This is a genomic window from Mycobacterium sp. 236(2023), assembly GCF_029623955.1.
Taxonomy (GTDB): domain Bacteria; phylum Actinomycetota; class Actinomycetes; order Mycobacteriales; family Mycobacteriaceae; genus Mycobacterium.
Genome location: NZ_JARSBP010000010.1, coordinates 1 through 17,079, shown reverse-complemented (window position 1 = coordinate 17,079; position 17,079 = coordinate 1). Strand labels below are relative to the sequence as shown.

Genomic DNA, 17,079 nt, shown 5'->3' with positions numbered 1-17,079 from the left:
GACAGCCCCCACAAGAAGGAGTTTCGTTATGTCCGAGCGCGTCATCCTGGCCTATTCCGGTGGCCTGGATACCTCGGTGGCCATCAGCTGGATCGGCAAGGAGACCGGCAAAGAGGTCGTCGCCGTCGCCATCGACCTCGGCCAGGGCGGTGAAGACATGGACGTCGTGCGGCAGCGCGCGCTGGACTGCGGTGCGGTCGAGGCCGTCGTCGTCGACGCGCGCGATGAGTTCGCCGAGGAATACTGCCTGCCTGCGATCAAGTCCAACGCGCTCTACATGGACCGCTACCCGCTGGTGTCCGCTCTGAGCCGGCCGCTGATCGTCAAGCACCTCGTCGAGGCGGCCAAGGAACACAAGGGCGGCATCGTCGCGCACGGCTGCACCGGCAAAGGCAATGACCAGGTGCGGTTCGAGGTCGGATTCGCCTCCCTTGCACCCGATCTCAAGGTGCTGGCGCCGGTCCGCGACTATGCGTGGACTCGTGAGAAGGCGATCGCGTTTGCCGAGGAGAATGCGATCCCGATCAACGTGACGAAGCGTTCACCGTTCTCGATCGACCAGAACGTGTGGGGCCGCGCCGTGGAGACGGGCTTCCTCGAGCATCTGTGGAACGCGCCGACCAAGGACGTGTACGACTACACCGAAGACCCGACGGTCAACTGGAACACCCCCGACGAGGTCGTGGTCGGGTTCGAGAAGGGTGTCCCGGTCTCCATCGACGGCCAGCCGGTTTCGGTGCTCGAAGCCATCGAACAGCTCAACCGCCGCGCCGGAGCTCAGGGCGTGGGACGTCTCGACGTCGTCGAGGATCGTCTCGTCGGCATCAAGAGCCGCGAGATCTACGAGGCGCCCGGTGCGATGGTCCTCATCACGGCCCACACCGAGCTCGAGCACGTCACGCTGGAGCGCGAACTCGGCCGCTTCAAGCGCACGACCGATCAGAAGTGGGGCGAACTGGTTTACGACGGTCTCTGGTACTCGCCGCTGAAGGCGTCGCTGGAGGCGTTCGTCGCCCACACCCAGGAGCATGTGTCGGGTGAGATCCGGCTGGTGCTGCACGGTGGCCACATCGCGGTCAACGGGCGCCGCAGCCAGGAATCGCTGTACGACTTCAACCTTGCGACCTACGACGAAGGTGACACGTTCGACCAGTCCAGCGCCAAGGGATTCGTGCATGTGCACGGTCTGTCGTCGAGCCTGTCGGCGCGCCGGGACCTGGCGGGGTCGTGAGCACCAACGAGGGCTCGCTGTGGGGTGGCCGGTTCGCCGACGGCCCCGCCGACGCCCTTGCCGCACTGAGCAAGTCAACACACTTCGACTGGGTCCTGGCGCCCTATGATGTGACCGCGTCGAAAGCCCATGCGCGCGTGCTGTTCCGGGCCGGCCTGCTGACCGAGGAACAGCGCGACGGCCTGCTCGCCGGGCTCGACAGCCTCGGCTCCGACGTCGCTGACGGCAGCTTCGGGCCGCTGGTCACCGACGAGGATGTGCACGGTGCCCTCGAGCGCGGCTTGATCGACCGGGTCGGTGCGGAACTGGGCGGACGGCTGCGGGCAGGCCGGTCGCGAAACGATCAGGTGGCCACGCTGTTTCGCCTGTGGTTGCGCGACGCGATCCGAAGAGTCGCCGACAGCGTGCTCGAGGTCGTCGCGGCACTGTCCGCCCAGGCCCAGGCGCATCCGACGGCGATCATGCCGGGCAAGACCCATCTGCAGTCTGCGCAGCCTGTGCTGTTGGCACATCAACTGCTGGCACACGCCCATCCGCTGCTGCGCGACGTCGACCGGCTCGTCGACTTCGACAAGCGTGCCGCGGTGTCGCCATACGGATCAGGCGCGTTGGCCGGATCGTCACTGGGTCTGGATCCCGACGCCATCGCCGAGGAGCTGGGCTTCCACAGCGCCGCCGACAATTCGATCGATGCCACGGCGTCACGCGACTTCGCGGCCGAGGCGTCGTTCGTGTTCGCGATGATCGCAGTTGACCTGTCGCGCCTTGCCGAAGATGTGATCCTCTGGAGCACAACAGAGTTCGGCTATGTCACGCTGCACGACGCATGGTCCACCGGAAGCTCGATCATGCCGCAGAAGAAGAACCCCGACATCGCCGAGTTGGCCCGCGGAAAATGCGGCCGCCTGATCGGCAACCTCACCGGACTTCTTGCCACCCTCAAGGCCCAGCCGTTGGCCTACAACCGGGATCTCCAGGAAGACAAGGAACCCGTCTTCGATTCGGTCGCGCAGCTGGAGCTGGTGTTGCCTGCGATGGCGGGTCTGATCGGTACGCTGCGCTTCGACGTCGACCGGATGGCCGAACTCGCCCCGCTGGGCTACACGCTGGCCACCGATGTGGCGGAGTGGCTGGTGCGCCGCGGTGTCCCGTTCCGGGTGGCGCATGAGGCGGCGGGGGCGGCCGTCAAGGCCGCCGAAGCCCGCGGCGTCGGGCTGGAGGAGCTCGAAGACGCCGAGCTGACCGGTATCCACCCTGAGCTCACGCCGGAGGTGCGCGAGGTGCTGACCACGGAGGGTTCGGTGAACTCCCGCGATGCCCGGGGCGGCACGGCACCGATCCAGGTGGCCAAGCAGCTCAGCATGGTTCGTGACGCATCCGACCACCTGCGGAGCCGCCTTCGGTGACCGGGTCGGGTCGCGGGTACGGGCTGTTCCGGCTGAGGCAGTTCCGCGAGCTGTGGAGCGCGAACCTGCTCTCCGGTCTCGGGCTGACCATTCTTCTGCTCGGTGCGTCCTGGGTGATGACGACGCTGACGTCGAATCCGCTCCTGATCAGTCTCGTCCAGACGACCACCAGCCTGCCGTTCCTCATCCTGGCAATACCAGCGGCGATCCTGTCGGACCTCTACGGTCACCGACGGCTGCTGCTGGGTGCGCACCTGTGGATGCTGTTGTGCGTCACCGGACTCGTCGTCATCACCTTCGGCGGCCACCTCAGCAGCGGATGGCTGTTGGCGGGCCTGACGCTGACAGGAATCGGTCTGGTGTTCCAGCAGTCGGCGTGGAAACCCTTTCTGCACGAACTGCTTCCGCCGGATCAGCTGGTCGCCGCGATCTCGTTCAACACGCTGAGCAACAAGCTGGCCCAGGTCATCGGCCCCATGATGGGTGGCCTCCTGGTCGGATTCAAAGGCGCGGTGATCGTCTTCGGCACCCGCGCGGTGTCGCACCTCCTCATGATCGTCGTCGTCAGGCGGGTCCCGAAGTCGAGGGGTCGCAGAGACGAGCGCTCGTTCGGTGAAGCCGCGCGCTCGTTCGGCGACGGCTGGCGTGAACTCCGCGCGTCTCCGACGCTGTACGGCCCGTTGATTCGCTGTGCTCTGTTCATGGTGCCGGGCACCGGCATGGTGTCGCTGTTGCCGCTGGAAGCCAAGGAGAACATCCAGATCGACGTGATCGGTTACAGCGGACTCCTCACCGCGCTCGCCGTCGGCACGGTGTCGGCTGTCTCGCTGATGCCGTGGCTGCAGAGCCGCATTGCCATGAACACACTCAGTGTCGCCGGGGTCTCCGTCTTCGCGCTCGCGGCGATCGGTGTGAGTCAGTGGGACAGCATGCTTCTCGATGCGTCCTTTCTTCTGGTGGCGGGATTCTGTTGGGGCACTCTGACCGTGGCGCATCAATGGGCGGTCCAGAAAGCGTCACCGGACGGCCGCCGCGCGCTGATGACGTCGTTCTACACGTTGACATTGCAGGGTTCGCTGGCCGCAGGGAGCTTTCTGTTCGGGCTCGTCGCGACATACCTCGGTGTCAGCCCGACGATTTTCATTTGCGGACTCGTGACCGCCTCCGGGCTGCTGCTCGTGCGCCGGTTCCCCATCCCCACCGCGGTCGGCCACAGCTAGCATCCAGCGTATGGACACCGAAGCCCGCTCGTCGCGTGCGTGGCGGTGGATCGCCCAACGCAGGGTGAGCCAGTGGTGGAAGGGTGCGCTGGTCGTGGTGCTCGCGGTGGCGGCGTTGTTCGGGGGACTGGATGCCGTCGACACCAGGGCCACGGCGTTCGCACCGGGCGAAGAGTTCAACGACGGCCAGTACATGGTCACGATCGACCGGGCCCGGCTACTCCCGCAGATCGAGGGTGGCGGCCGGGTCGTCGGCCCTGCCACACCGGACAAGCTCTATCTAGCGGTGGTCGCCACATTGCGCAACGACGGGACCATACCGGGACGGCTTCGCAACGAGCTCGACATCCGCGACGTGCCGGATGAGCAGTTCTACGGCACCTTCCGTTTCCGGGACGGCTCGCCGATCACCAATCTCGGGCCGGGTCTCACCGAGGAGATTGTGTTCACTTGGCAGGTTCCCGCCGACGCCCTCGACGACGGCAGCGTCGTGGCCGTGCGGGTGTGGAAGAAATCGTTTCGACAGCTGATGGTCACCTACGGCGGCGAAGAATGGATCGACACCGATGATTACGGCGTGACCGAACTGGTCGTGGGGGAGCAGACGTGACGACTACACCGAAGACGACCGCGCGGGCGGCGCTGTCCACCATCGCCGCGCTCGTCATCGTGGCGGCCGCCGCGCTCGTATGGCACAACCTCCCGACCCCCACCGACCTCTACGGTCCGTTCGAGGTCCGCGGCACGCTCGACGAGCCCGTCGAGGGGCGGGCCATCACCGCCACGGTCACGTCGGTCCGCATTGCGCCGCAGGTCAATTCGGTCCCAGCCGCGGGCATCTGGGTCGTCATCGATGCCACGATCGAGGCGCCACGATCCACCGAGCTGCCCAAAGCCGATCTGATCGTGGGCCCGAACACGTACGCGGCGTCCGACCGATTCTTCCTCGACACCCTCCGGGCCGAGATCTCGCCCGGAATCCCGGCGCGCGGCAGCTGGGTGTTCGACGTCGCCCCGTCCCTCGTCGAGGCGGGCGCGTCCGATCCGCTACTGCTGCGGGTGTGGGCGGGCAGCGACATCCTTGATTCCCGGCTGGTGATCGACATTCCGGCCGACGACCCCGGCATCACGAGATCCGACGAGGTAAAACTGACCCGACCCGAGGTGAGCGCGAAGTGACGCGACTCGCGAAGTTGTGGCAGCGCAACGTCATCGGTGCCGTCGTCGTCGCGTGCGGGATCGCCGCGTACATCGCGATCGATTTCGGGCCCTACTGGTCCGACTACCGGAACACCGTGACGCCCCAGCTGGTCGTGGCCGACGGACAGAGCGGTACCGCTGACGGGCAGACCTGGAAGATCGACTCGATCCGCTACCTGAACCGCAGCGGACTGAACTTCGGCCCGCCACTCCCGGACGGCACAGTGCTCACCGTCATCGTCGTCGACTGGTCCGGATCCCCGATCCCCGGCCTGTGCACCGCAGTGCTGACCGACGGCGAACGACGCTGGGACGCCGAGAGGGTCGGCGGCTTCACGCCGATCCCTCCCGATGGCACGCAATCCCTGTGCCACCAACCGGGGCGCATTCAGTTCGGCTTCGTGCTGCCCTCGGATGCGGTACCCACGGCGCTCGACATCACCCACAACGACCAGATCACGGTGCGGATGCTGCTGTAGCTTCCTTCGGCCGGACGTTCTCGACGCAGTAGGCCACCGTGGAGGCGATCAGGCACACCCGCAGCGGCTCGATGATCAGGTGTGACACGAAGACGAGCGCCGGCTGCGCCCAGTCCCAGAACGCCTTCGGCTCGGGGCCGACGAGCCACGTCGCGCCGCGGAAGAGGTATCCGGCCCGCACCTCGGGGCGATAGAAGCTGCCCGCCATGTCCAGCCAGGCCAGGCCGAGATAGCCGAGTACGTAGAGCGACAACGCCAGCACGCCACCGTGCAGGATCAGCCGCGCCGCGTCGGTGATGGTGCGATAGTTGCCCAGTTTGGACAGCAACCAGTCCCTGGCCTCGTCGCGGCGGACATCGGACAGCCGTGACCACCGCTCCCTGACCCGCTTCTCCCGGCTCGCGGTCCGCTCGAACACCCAGTCGGCGCGCTGGCCGGCGACCCGCCGTGCCGCGCCGCGCCAGTCTTCGGGCATGGTCACGCCGTAGACGATCGCCGCGACCGCCAGCCACAGCAGCGGTATCGTCGCGCCGCCGAACACGGTCGACACAGCCCAGGTGACGCTGTCCCACAGGACCTCGAGCGGGCGCAGATGTGAGAACAATTCCGCGCGAGTCTCGCTGAACCACACCACGATCCGTCGTTCGGAAACCCAGCCGGTCGGATTGAGGAGGAACGTGAGGTCCTTACTCGCTGCGAAGCTGACGCCCAGAAACACCCACAGCGCGTCGACATAGACCCGGATCCCGATCATCCAGCCCGGAAGGCGGTCCTTGAATCGACTGAGCACATACCGGGCCACGAGCGCCGCGAAGATCAGAATCCACGTCACATTGCTGACGGGAAGCTCCTCCGGGTGCAATTCGACCGCACCCGGCGTGGTCATCGCCTCGCCGATCCGGTAGTCGAGCGCCACCGATTGGAACGCGATCCAGTCCTCTGCGAACAACTTCCACGCCAGATAGATCGCGAAGAACGGGACGATGACGGTCGAGAACACGTCGATACGCCTGGCCGATCGCGACGGCAGAGCCGCCAGTGCCGGTATCGCGCTACGCAACACGAAGAACATCGCGACGTATGACCCGAGCCGGGCCAGACCGGCCAGCGGCATGATCAGCGACGCCAAGACGTCGTTGTCGTAGCCGACCCATGCCGCCAGTTCGATGGCCCCGCGACGTCCCAGCAGTCCCAGCAGATAACACGCCGCCAACTGCGGCCAATAGCGAAGGCACAACACGAAGGGCCGCAGGACGTATGTCATCAGCTCTCCTCGAGCCGCTCTGAGAGCTCCATCCACCGTGACTCCTGCTCGGTCACTTGGCTTTCCAGTTCCCGTAGCTCGGCGGTGAGCCGCCCGAGCCCGACGTGATCGGATTGATCCTGGGCGGCCATCTCTTCGTGTTTGGCACCGATCCGGTCGGAGAGCTTGGCCAGCGACCGGTCGATGGACGCAATCTCTTTTTCGACGTTGCGCAACTCGGCTCCGGAAAGGCTCGCCGGGGCCGCGGATTTCTGCTGCTGCTGCGCGGGTGCGGACGGCCGCTTCTCCGCCAACCGCAGGTATTCATCGACGCCGCCGGGAAGGTGCCGAAGGTGGCCGTCGAGGATTGCGTACTGGTTGTCGGTGATGCGCTCGAGGAGATAGCGGTCGTGCGAAACCACGATCAGCGTGCCCGGCCAGGAGTCCAGCAGATCCTCTGTGGCGGTGAGCATGTCGGTGTCGACGTCGTTCGTCGGCTCGTCGAGCACCAGCACGTTGGGCTCCGACAACAGCACGAGCATCAACTGAAGGCGACGCCGCTGCCCACCGGACAACTCGCCGACGCGGGCCGAAAGGTGTTCCCGCGGAAAGCCGAGCCGCTCCAGCAGTTGCGCGGGTGTGACGTCCTTGCCGTCGATCTGGTAGGTGGTCTGCAGACGCCCGAGCACCTCGCGCACCATGTCGCCGGACAACGCGTCGAGCTCACGGGATTCCTGATCCAGCACGGCGAGCTGTACCGTCTTGCCGCGCTTCACCCGGCCCGCGGTCGGTTCGACGGTGCCCGCGATGAGACCGAGCAACGTCGACTTGCCTGCGCCGTTCGCTCCGAGAATGCCGGTGCGCTCACCCGGGGCGATCCGCCATTCGATGTCCCGCAACACTTCTCGGTCCCCGGATGCGCCGGGGTAGGCGACCGAGACGTCGAGCAGGTCGATGACATCCTTGCCGAGGCGTGCCATCGCGGCGCGGGACAACTCGACGCTGTTACGCAACGGCGGCACATCGGAGATCAGCGCATTGGCGGCGTCGATCCGGAACTTCGGCTTCGACGTGCGTGCGGGAGGCCCGCGGCGCAGCCATGCCAGCTCTTTGCGCATCAGGTTCTGCCGCTTGGCCTCCACAGCGGCAGCCTGCCGGTCGCGTTCCAGCCGCTGCAGCACGTACGCGGCGTAACCACCTTCGAACGGCTCGACGATGCTTCCCAGAGTTCCTCGCCCGGCAGGATGCACCTCCCACGTCGTCGTCGCGACCTCGTCGAGGAACCACCGGTCGTGGGTGACCAACAACAAACCGCCGGTGCCGGCTGCCCAGCGTTGCTTGATATGCGCGGCGAGCCAGGTGATGCCTTGGATGTCGAGGTGGTTCGTCGGCTCATCCAGTGCGACGACGTCCCACTCGTCGATCAGCAGCGCCGCCAGCTGCACCCGCCGGCGCTGCCCACCAGACAGCGTGCCGATGAGTGCCTCGAACCCGATATCGGCGACCAACCCGCCGATCACGTCGCGGACCCGGGCGTCGCCGGCCCACTCGTGCTCGGGTCGATCGCCGACCAACGACCACCCCACGGTGCGTTCGGGATCGAGCGTGTCCGTCTGGTCCAGCGCGCCGACCCGCAGACCGCCCCGGCGGGTGACCCGCCCGGCGTGAGGGGCGACCTGACCGGTGAGCAAGCCCACCAGCGTCGACTTCCCGTCTCCGTTGCGGCCGACGATGCCGATGCGATCGCCGTCGCTGATGCCGACGGTGACAGAGTCGAAGACCACCCCCGTCGGGTACTCAAGGTGGAGGTTCTCGCCCCCGAGCAGGTGTGCCATCGCTCGCTGACACTAGTGGGCGCGCGGTGATTACCAGAAACAGGCAATCTCGCTTATGCCATCATGGCCACGACGGAGTCGGGGCTCGACAGCTCCTCGGCGGAGTCGAGTTCGACAGCAAAGTGGGGAGCACGCAGTGGTGGACCTGTCGGCGATCACCGGGCCCGTGGGGCGGCTGGTCGCCACCGCCCAGAACGGCCTGGAGGTCCTGCGCTACGGAGGACTGGAGACCGGCGCGGTGCCGTCACCCTTCCAGATCATCGAGAGCGTCCCCATGTATCGGCTGCGGCGCTACTTCCCGCCCGACACCCGGCCGGGCGCCAAGCCCGCCGGCCCGCCGGTACTGATGGTGCACCCGATGATGATGTCGGCCGACATGTGGGACGTGACCCGCGACGAGGGTGCCGTCGGCATCCTGCACAAGGCGGGAATCGATCCCTGGGTGATCGACTTCGGTTCACCCGACAAGATCGAGGGCGGGATGCAGCGCAACCTCGCCGACCACGTGGTGGCGCTGAGCGAGGCCATCGACACCGTCAAGACCGTGACGGGGCGCGACGTGCATCTTGCCGGCTACTCGCAGGGCGGCATGTTCGCTTACCAGGCAGCCGCGTACCGGCGCTCCAAGGATCTGGCGAGCATCGTGGGCTTCGGCTCTCCCGTCGATACGCTGGCCGCCTTGCCGATGAACCTGCCGGCGAGCTTGGCGCCGATCGCCGCGGACTTCATGGCCGACCACGTATTCAGCCGGATCGACATTCCGGGTTGGTTGGCGCGCACCGGTTTTCAGATGCTCGACCCGATCAAGACCGCGCAGTCGCGGGTGGATTTCCTGCGTCAACTGCACGACCGGGAGGCGCTGCTGCCGCGAGAGCAGCAGCGCCGATTCCTGGCGAACGAAGGCTGGATCGCATGGTCGGGGCCCGCGGTCGCCGAGTTGCTCAAGCAGTTCATCGCGCACAATCGGATGATGACCGGCGGCTTCTCGATCCACGGAGACCTCGTCACGCTCTCCGACATCGACTGCCCGGTACTCGCCGTCATCGGCGAGGTCGACGACATCGGGCAGCCCGCATCGGTGCGCGGCATCAAGCGGGCGGCCCCGCAGTCCGATGTCTATGAATTTCTCATTCGCGCAGGGCATTTCGGCCTTGTGGTCGGTTCGAAGGCGGCCACCCAGACGTGGCCGGCGGTCGCCGAGTGGGTCCGCTGGCTCGACGAAGGGGGAGCGATGCCCGAGGGCGTCACCCCGATGCCGCTGCAGCCCTCCGAAGCCTCGGAAAGCGGGGTCACCCTCGCATCGCGGGTCGCGCACAGCACCGCCGCGGCCACCGAGATGGCGCTGAGCCTCGTCAGGTCCGCTGCCGATGCGTTCGTCGTCGCCAACAGGTCGGCGCGCACCCTGGCCGTCGAGACCGCCCGCACACTGCCCCGCCTCGCCCGCCTCGGCCAGGTCAACGACCACACCCGGATCTCGTTGGGCCGCATCATGTCCGAGCAGGCACGGGACATGCCGCACGGTGAGGCGCTGCTCTTCGACGGACGGGTGCACACCTACGAGGCAGTCGACCGCCGCATCAACAACGTGGTGCGGGGCCTGATCGACGTCGGCGTCCGGCAGGGCGCGCGCATCGGCATTCTGATGGAGACCCGCCCCAGCGCGCTCGTCGCCATCGCGGCGCTGTCGCGGCTCGGTGCCGTCGCCGTGCTGATGCCCCCGGACGCCGATCTGGCCGAAGCGGCCCGGCTCGGTGCCGTGACCGAGATCATCACTGATCCGAGCAACCTCGACGTGGCCCGCAAGCTGAACACCCGGGTGCTGGTGCTCGGCGGTGGCGAATCGCGCGACCTGCACCTGGATCAGGACGCCGACGTGGTTGACATGGAGAAGATCGATCCCGACCGCGTCGAACTGCCCGGCTGGTACCGGCCGAACCCGGGCCTGGCCCGCGACCTCGCCTTCATCGGGTTCTCCACGATCAGCGGCGAAGTCGTCGCCCGCCAGATCACCAACTACCGGTGGGCGCTGTCGGCGTTCGGGACCGCGTCGGCGGCCAACCTCAGTCGCAGCGACACCGTGTACTGCCTGACACCGCTGCACCACCAGTCCGGTCTTCTCGTCAGCCTGGGGGGCGCCGTGGTCGGCGGCGCACGCATCGCGCTCTCGCGCGGGCTGCGTCCAGACCGCTTCGTCCAGGAGATCCGGCAATACGGCGTCACCGTCGTGTCCTACACCTGGGCCATGTTGCGTGAGGTCATCGACGATCCGGCGTTCTCCATCAACGGCAGTCACCCGGTTCGGCTGTTCATCGGGTCGGGGATGCCCGCCGGGCTGTGGGAGCGCGTCATCGACGTGTTCGCGCCCGCCAACGTCGTCGAGTTCTTCGCGACCACCGACGGTCAGGCCGTGCTCGCCAACGTCAAGGGCGCCAAGATCGGCAGTAAGGGCCGGCCGCTGCCCGGCGGCGGGGAAATCGCGCTGGCCGCGTACGACCCGGTGGACAATCTGATCCTCGAAGACGACCGCGGGTTCGTCCGACGCGCCGAGGTCGGCGAAGTCGGTGTGCTGCTCGCCCATCCGCGCGGACCGATCGATCCGCTCGCGTCGGTCAAGCGGGGCGTCTTCGCCCCGGCCGACACCTGGGTGTCCACCGAGTACCTGTTCCGCCGCGACGAGGACGGCGACTACTGGCTGGTCGACAACCGCGACGCCGTCATCCACACCGCGCGCGGAATGGTGTTCGCGGCGACCGTCAACGACGCCGTGGGCAGGTTGGGCGCCGTCGACATGGCGGTCACCTACGGGGTCGAATCCGACGGGCAGACCCTGGCCGTCACGGCGCTGGCGTTGCGGCCCGGCGGCAGTGTGCCCTCGGCGGATCTGTCCGAGGCGCTCGCCGACCTCCCCGTCGGGAAATCACCGGACATCGTCCACGTGGTCACCGACATGACGCTGACCGCGACGTTCCGGCCGCTGGCCGGCCCGCTGCAGGAGCAGGGAGTGCCCAAGCCGGCGCGTAACGCCTGGTACCTCGACCCCGATACCCATCGGTACAAGCGTTTGACCGTAGCGGTGCGCAGCGAGATCGTGGGCAGTCAGCAGTGATGCCCGTTGCGCGGCACACTGTTACGCTCGCCGGGTCGACCGTCCCAATCGCACTGGAGGATGAGATGACGTCGCAGAACAGCACCAACGGTATGTCGTTGCCCCGTGTGGCTGGGGGCGCGCTCCTGGGTGCCGCTCTCGCCTTCGGGCTGATCACCGTCGCTCCGGCCGCTTCGGCGCAGCCCACGACGCAGGCTCCCGAGCCACCGGCTCCCCGGATCTCTCCCGATCAGGTCCTTGCGATGATCTCCAACGAATATCAGACGGGCAGCGGCGGCGGTCAGGTGTCGAAGCTGATCGAGCAGGTCATGACGCTTCGCGCCCGCGGCATCCGGCCGTCATTCGGCAACACGCAGGCGCTGGCCGCTGCCCTCAATGATCGGCCGAACCAGAAGCCGCTGATCGACGCGCTGAATGCCACCCTTGTGTACCAACGCAAGGTGATGGCCCAGGGTGCCAACCAGGCGCCGACGGGTGGCGGCGCGCCGCCGGTCGCAGCACCTTTCACCCCCGGCGGGGGCATGGGCGGTCCGAGCTGGGGCCCCGGTAGCCCGATGCAGCAGGACGGCGACACGATCTTCCCGATGCCCGGTCGCTGACCGGATGGCGCTGGATCAGAATCTGCTGGCCATCCTCGTTTGTCCCGAGGATCGCGGACGGCTGCTGTTCGTCGACGACTCCCTGTACAACCCGCGGTTGAAGCGTAAGTACCGGATCGACGAGGGAATCCCGGTGCTGCTGATCGACGAGGCGGTGACTGTCGACGATGCCGAACATCAGCGGCTGGTCGCCGCAGCGGATCAGTCCTGAATCAGACCGGTCAGGTCGCCCGTCAGATATCGCTGAAGGTTCGGGCCGACTGTCTCGGCCACCTGTTGCACCGGCAGTGATTTGAACGGCTCGAGCTCGAGGATGTAGCGAGCCACGACGATGCCCACCAGCTGAGACGCGACGAATTGCACCCGGATGCGTCCGCTGCCGGGCGGGTCGTCGACGCGGCTGCCGACCTCGGCGACGATCACCTCTTGCAGGAACGAGCGCACCATCGAGACGTCGGTGCTGCTGCCGCCGAGCAATGAACGCAGGGTCGCGATGAAGCCCTTGCCCAGTTCGGAATCCCACAACGGCAACAGCAATGTCGGTAGAACGTGGCCGATCTGATCGACCGGGACGTCACGCAGCGGCCCGATGATCGATAGCGGGTCGATCGGGATATCGATGGCTGCAGCGAACAATTGGGTCTTGGTGCCGTAGTAGTGGTGCACCAACGCGGGGTCCACTCCTGCGTCCGCCGCGATCGAACGGATCGATGTGTTGTCGATTCCGTTGCGCGCGAACAATTCCCGGGCGGAGGCGAGGATCCGGTCGCGGGTGTCCGACGGTCCGGGCGGTCGGCCGGGGCGCTTGCGGTCCGGTGTGGTGGTCAATCTGTCTAGGGTGTCCTTCGCCGTAGGGTCGCCGCAGCAAGGCCCAGGGCCAGTACCGCGAACCCGACGACGATCGCGATGTCGCGCACCGCGACCGCGGTGAGTCCCGGGTGCGCACCGACTTCCTGGAGTGCTTCCAGAGCGTAGCTGGCGGGCAGGACGTTGCTGATCCATTGCAGCCAGTCGGGAAGATGGTCGCGGGGGACGATGATGCCGCAGAGCAGCAACTGAGGCGCGATGACCAGCGGCATGAACTGGACAGCCTGGAACTCGGTGCGTGCGAAGGCGCTGCACAGCAGCCCCAGACCGACTCCGAGCACGGCATTGATGATCGCGATGGCGAACACCCATACCGGATTGCCCGCGGTGTCGAGCCCGAGGAACCAGAACGACACGACGCACGCGAGGGTGGCCTGGGCCGCCGCGGCGATGGAGAACGCGGTGCCGTAGGCGGCCAGAAGGTCGAATCGGCGCAGCGGCGTGGTCAGGATCCGCTCAAGCGTTCCCGACACCCTCTCGCGCTGCATCGTGATCGACGTGATCAGGAACATGACGATCAGCGGGAACACGCCGAGCATGATCAGGCAGGCGTTGTTGAACGGCGACGGAGCGCCGGGCCGCTGGGGAATGTCGTCAAACATGAAGTACAGCAGCGTGATGATGAGGCTGGGAGCCACCAGGATCATCGCGACGCTGCGGTGATCACCGCCGAGCTGGCGCAGGATCCGTGCGGTCGTGGCTAGGTACGCGCGGGGATTCAGGCGGTTTGGACTGCGGTGCCGCGCCGGATGATGGACAGAAACGCTTCCTCCAGTGACTGACATCCCGTGTCCTCTCTCAACTGGTTCGGCGTCGTATGTGCGAGGACCTTCCCGTCGCGCATGAGCACCAAGTCGTCGCAGTGATCGGCCTCGTCCATCACATGGCTGGACACCAGCAGCGTGGTGCCGGCCTTGGCGAGTTCGCCGAATCGCTCCCACAGATCGGCGCGCAACACCGGGTCGAGCCCGACGGTCGGTTCGTCGAGGACGAGCAGGTCAGGATGAGCGACTAGCGCGCACGCCAGCGACACGCGGGTGCGCTGCCCACCGGAGAGGTTGTCCGCCAAAGCCTTCCGATGGTCATCGAGGCCCACCGCGGCAATGGCTTCGTCGACGTCGGCCGCTCCGGAGCCATAGAGAGCTGCGAAGTAGCGCACGTTGTCGACGACGCGCAGGTCTCGGTACACGGTGGCGTCCTGGGTGACGTAACCCACCCGGTGGCGCAGCGTGGGGGAGCCCGCGGGGCTGCCGAGGACGGTGACGGAGCCGCCGGTGACGATCTGAGTACCGACGATGCTGCGCATCAACGTCGTCTTTCCGCAACCCGACGGCCCGAGCAGGCCGGTGATGCTGCCGGCGGCGATCTGCACCGTGACGTCGTCGACAGCGACGTGACCGCCCCGCCGCACCCGCAGATTCTCGATGTCTACTGCGGCGTGCGAGCTGCTGCGAAATAATTCATCATGCGATGAATTCATCATGCGATGAATGATGCGCTCGCCGGCGGGCCGGTGTCAACGATCTCCGTAGGATGTCGACGATGACGGCAGTTGAGCTGGGAATAGGTCCGCTCGAGGCCGCGCGGGTTCTGCTGGGGGCAAGGCTGGCGGGCCGCGGGGTGACCGCCTCGGTTGTCGAGGTCGAGGCGTATGGAGGTCCAGCCGACGGCCCGTGGCCGGACGCCGCCGCGCATTCGTTTCGCGGGCCCGGCCTGCGCAACGCGGTGATGTTCGGCCCTCCCGGTACGCTGTACACCTACCGCAGCCACGGCATCCACGTGTGCGCGAACGTCGTGTGCGCGACCGATGGTGAGGCCGCAGCGGTCCTGCTGCGCGCGGCGGTGATCGAGACCGGACTCGAGCAGGCGTGGGCCCGCCGCGGTCTTGCGGTGTGTGAAACGGCGCTGGCGCGCGGTCCGGGCAATCTGTGCTCGGCTCTCGGAATCACTATGGACGACAACGGAATCGACCTCTTCGACCCCAGTTCTGAGATAAGAATCACGCTGAGCGAACCGCGTGTCGGGGTCGCGGGCCCGCGCGTTGGTGTCAGCAAGGCAGCCGACCGCGCGTGGCGGATGTGGCTGCCCGGACATCCCGAGGTGTCCGCATACCGGCGAAGCCCGCGGGCACCCGGTCCCGGCGACAGCGACTAGTACGGAAAGATCTTCACAGTGACCGTCATGGGCAGCTCGATCCTCGAAGAGTTGGAATGGCGTGGGCTGATCGCACAGTCCACCGACCGCGAAGCACTGGCCGAATCACTGTCGAACGGGCCGGTGACCATCTATTCGGGCTTCGATCCGACAGCACCGAGCCTGCACGCCGGCCACCTGATCCCGCTTCTGACCCTGCGCCGCTTCCAACAGGCCGGCCACCGTCCGATCGTGCTCGCAGGGGGAGCGACCGGCATGATCGGCGACCCCCGGGACGTCGGCGAACGCACACTCAACACCGCCGATACTGTCGCGGACTGGGCAGACCGGATCCGAGGGCAGCTTGAACGCTTCGTCGAGTTCGACGACTCACCGACGGGCGCCGTCGTCGCCAACAACCTGTCCTGGACAGGGGAGTTGTCGGCCATCGAGTTCCTGCGCGACGTCGGCAAGTACTTCTCGGTGAATGTGATGCTCGACCGTGACACCGTGCGTCGCCGCCTCGAAGGGGAGGGCATCTCCTACACCGAGTTCAGCTACATGCTGTTGCAGGCCAACGACTTCGTCGAGCTCAACGAGCGTTACGGCTGCACACTGCAGATCGGCGGCTCCGACCAGTGGGGCAACATCATCGCCGGTGTGCGGCTGGTCCGGCAGAAGGCAGGTGCGACGGCGCACGCACTGACCACCCCTCTGGTCACCGATTCCGAGGGCAAGAAGTTCGGCAAGTCGACCGGCGGAGGCAGCCTCTGGCTGGACCCGGAGATGACCAGCCCGTATGCCTGGTATCAGTACTTCGTCAACACCGCCGACGCCGACGTCGTCCCATATCTACGGTGGTTCACCTTCTTGTCGGCCGACGAACTTGCCGAACTGGAACAGGCCACAGCCGAGCGCCCGCATGAGCGGGCCGGCCAGCGGCGCCTCGCCCGCGAACTGACGAACCTCGTCCACGGAGAGCAGGCGACCGCGTCGGTCGAGCACGCCAGCCAGGCGTTGTTCGGCCGAGGTGAACTCCGCGAACTGGACGAGCCGACGCTGGCCGCGGCGCTCAGGGAGGCGTCGGTGGCACAACTGCAGCCCGGAGGCCCTGATTCCATCGTCGATCTGCTGGTTGCAGGGGGTCTGGCGCCGAGTAGGGGCGCTGCCCGGCGGACAGTGTCCGAAGGTGGCGCGTACGTCAACAACGTGAAGATCACCACAGAAGACTGGGTTCCGCAGACGGCCGACTTCCTTCACGGCAAGTGGCTGGTGCTGCGGCGGGGCAAGAGGAATATCGCCGGGGTGGAGCGCGTTTGATCGAGTGCAGCAGCTGATCGCTCTGGTCAGACGCTGTTGTCGGGGGCGGGAACAAACCCGATGATCGAGGCGTTGGATGCTTTGACGCGTCGACGTACCTGACGGTGCGCTCGCCCGGATCGCACCGAGAAACGCGATCTACCAGGCAATTTGACTCAGCGTTATCCCTGACGTAACTTATCGAAGTCGCCGCGACACGGGCCAAAACCCGGAGAGCGCGGCGGCCTCCAGAGGGAAGTCCACTTCGGTGGGTGTCCTCAACTGTCCGCACTAGAGACCACGGCTTTTAGCCGAGGGATTTTTGCGCGGTCGTGCTGGGTGTGTTGTTTGAGAACTCAATAGTGTGTTTGGTGGTTTTTGTTTGTTGTTTTTTGTCGTGTCCGCATTTTCCCGTTTGGGGGCGCGACGTGTTTTTTTGGATGCCAGTTTTGGTGTCTTTT

General features: G+C 66.5%; 16 protein-coding genes. 11 read left to right on the top strand and 5 right to left on the bottom strand.

Going from position 1 to position 17,079, the window contains the following annotated elements:
- Positions 1-28 precede the first annotated feature (28 nt).
- Genes P9A17_RS29315 through P9A17_RS29290 form a run of 6 tightly spaced genes read left to right on the top strand, consistent with a single transcriptional unit; the run spans position 29 to position 5,536 of the window.
- Positions 29-1,231 carry an argininosuccinate synthase gene (locus tag P9A17_RS29315; protein ID WP_278042300.1) on the top strand — a complete coding sequence of 401 codons (1,203 nt, stop codon included), beginning with the start codon at positions 29-31 and terminating at the stop codon, positions 1,229-1,231.
- Complete coding sequence (gene argH, locus P9A17_RS29310) at positions 1,228-2,637, top strand: argininosuccinate lyase (RefSeq protein WP_278042299.1); 1,410 nt, start codon at positions 1,228-1,230, stop codon at positions 2,635-2,637. The genes P9A17_RS29315 and argH overlap by 4 nt, the downstream gene beginning before the upstream one ends.
- Entirely contained in the window at positions 2,634-3,857 is a 1,224-nt protein-coding gene (locus P9A17_RS29305) for an MFS transporter (protein ID WP_278042298.1), read from the top strand. The genes argH and P9A17_RS29305 overlap by 4 nt, the downstream gene beginning before the upstream one ends.
- 10 nt (positions 3,858-3,867) lie before the next feature.
- Positions 3,868-4,467 (top strand): hypothetical protein, encoded by a 600-nt coding sequence (locus tag P9A17_RS29300; protein WP_278042297.1) that lies wholly within the window; start codon positions 3,868-3,870, stop codon positions 4,465-4,467.
- Positions 4,464-5,036, top strand: a complete 573-nt coding sequence (locus tag P9A17_RS29295) for a hypothetical protein (RefSeq protein ID WP_278042296.1) — start codon at positions 4,464-4,466, stop codon at positions 5,034-5,036. The genes P9A17_RS29300 and P9A17_RS29295 overlap by 4 nt, the downstream gene beginning before the upstream one ends.
- Positions 5,033-5,536: a hypothetical protein gene (locus P9A17_RS29290; protein WP_278042295.1), complete on the top strand. Its 504-nt coding sequence runs from the start codon at positions 5,033-5,035 to the stop codon at positions 5,534-5,536. Before P9A17_RS29295 ends, P9A17_RS29290 begins: the two co-directional genes overlap by 4 nt.
- Here P9A17_RS29290 and P9A17_RS29285 read toward each other — a convergent pair.
- Positions 5,514-6,800, bottom strand: coding sequence for a hypothetical protein (locus tag P9A17_RS29285; RefSeq protein WP_278042294.1), 1,287 nt, complete (start codon positions 6,798-6,800; stop codon positions 5,514-5,516). The genes P9A17_RS29290 and P9A17_RS29285 overlap by 23 nt on opposite strands.
- Positions 6,800-8,614 (bottom strand): ABC-F family ATP-binding cassette domain-containing protein, encoded by a 1,815-nt coding sequence (locus P9A17_RS29280; protein ID WP_278042293.1) that lies wholly within the window; start codon positions 8,612-8,614, stop codon positions 6,800-6,802. The genes P9A17_RS29285 and P9A17_RS29280 overlap by 1 nt, the downstream gene beginning before the upstream one ends.
- A gap of 139 nt (positions 8,615-8,753) precedes the next feature.
- Between P9A17_RS29280 and P9A17_RS29275 the strand changes: the two genes are divergently transcribed.
- The 3 genes from P9A17_RS29275 to P9A17_RS29265 all read left to right on the top strand — a co-directional run bounded on the left by P9A17_RS29275 (position 8,754) and on the right by P9A17_RS29265 (position 12,530).
- Entirely contained in the window at positions 8,754-11,720 is a 2,967-nt protein-coding gene (locus P9A17_RS29275; protein ID WP_278042478.1) for an acyl-CoA synthetase, read from the top strand.
- A 65-nt stretch (positions 11,721-11,785) separates the two neighbouring features.
- On the top strand, positions 11,786-12,319 hold the full coding sequence (locus P9A17_RS29270; protein WP_278042292.1) for a hypothetical protein: 534 nt from the start codon (positions 11,786-11,788) through the stop codon (positions 12,317-12,319).
- Between the two features lie 4 nt (positions 12,320-12,323).
- Positions 12,324-12,530, top strand: coding sequence for a Trm112 family protein (locus P9A17_RS29265; RefSeq protein ID WP_278042291.1), 207 nt, complete (start codon positions 12,324-12,326; stop codon positions 12,528-12,530).
- On the opposite strand, the gene P9A17_RS29260 is transcribed toward P9A17_RS29265, so the two are convergent.
- From P9A17_RS29260 to P9A17_RS29250, 3 genes are read right to left on the bottom strand one after another with little or no spacing between them, the layout of a single operon-like run.
- Entirely contained in the window at positions 12,521-13,147 is a 627-nt protein-coding gene (locus P9A17_RS29260; RefSeq protein WP_278042290.1) for a TetR/AcrR family transcriptional regulator, read from the bottom strand. The genes P9A17_RS29265 and P9A17_RS29260 overlap by 10 nt on opposite strands.
- 5 nt (positions 13,148-13,152) lie before the next feature.
- A complete protein-coding gene (locus tag P9A17_RS29255; protein ID WP_278042289.1) occupies positions 13,153-13,971 on the bottom strand; it encodes an ABC transporter permease in 819 nt (272 codons plus the stop codon).
- Positions 13,905-14,669: an ABC transporter ATP-binding protein gene (locus P9A17_RS29250; RefSeq protein WP_278042288.1), complete on the bottom strand. Its 765-nt coding sequence runs from the start codon at positions 14,667-14,669 to the stop codon at positions 13,905-13,907. Before P9A17_RS29250 ends, P9A17_RS29255 begins: the two co-directional genes overlap by 67 nt.
- Before the next feature lie 59 nt (positions 14,670-14,728).
- Between P9A17_RS29250 and P9A17_RS29245 the strand changes: the two genes are divergently transcribed.
- Both P9A17_RS29245 and tyrS read left to right on the top strand, forming a co-directional pair.
- A complete protein-coding gene (locus P9A17_RS29245) occupies positions 14,729-15,340 on the top strand; it encodes a DNA-3-methyladenine glycosylase (protein ID WP_278042287.1) in 612 nt (203 codons plus the stop codon).
- Between the two features lie 27 nt (positions 15,341-15,367).
- Positions 15,368-16,639, top strand: a complete 1,272-nt coding sequence (tyrS, locus tag P9A17_RS29240) for a tyrosine--tRNA ligase (protein WP_278042286.1) — start codon at positions 15,368-15,370, stop codon at positions 16,637-16,639.
- The last annotated feature ends 440 nt before the right edge of the window (positions 16,640-17,079 follow it).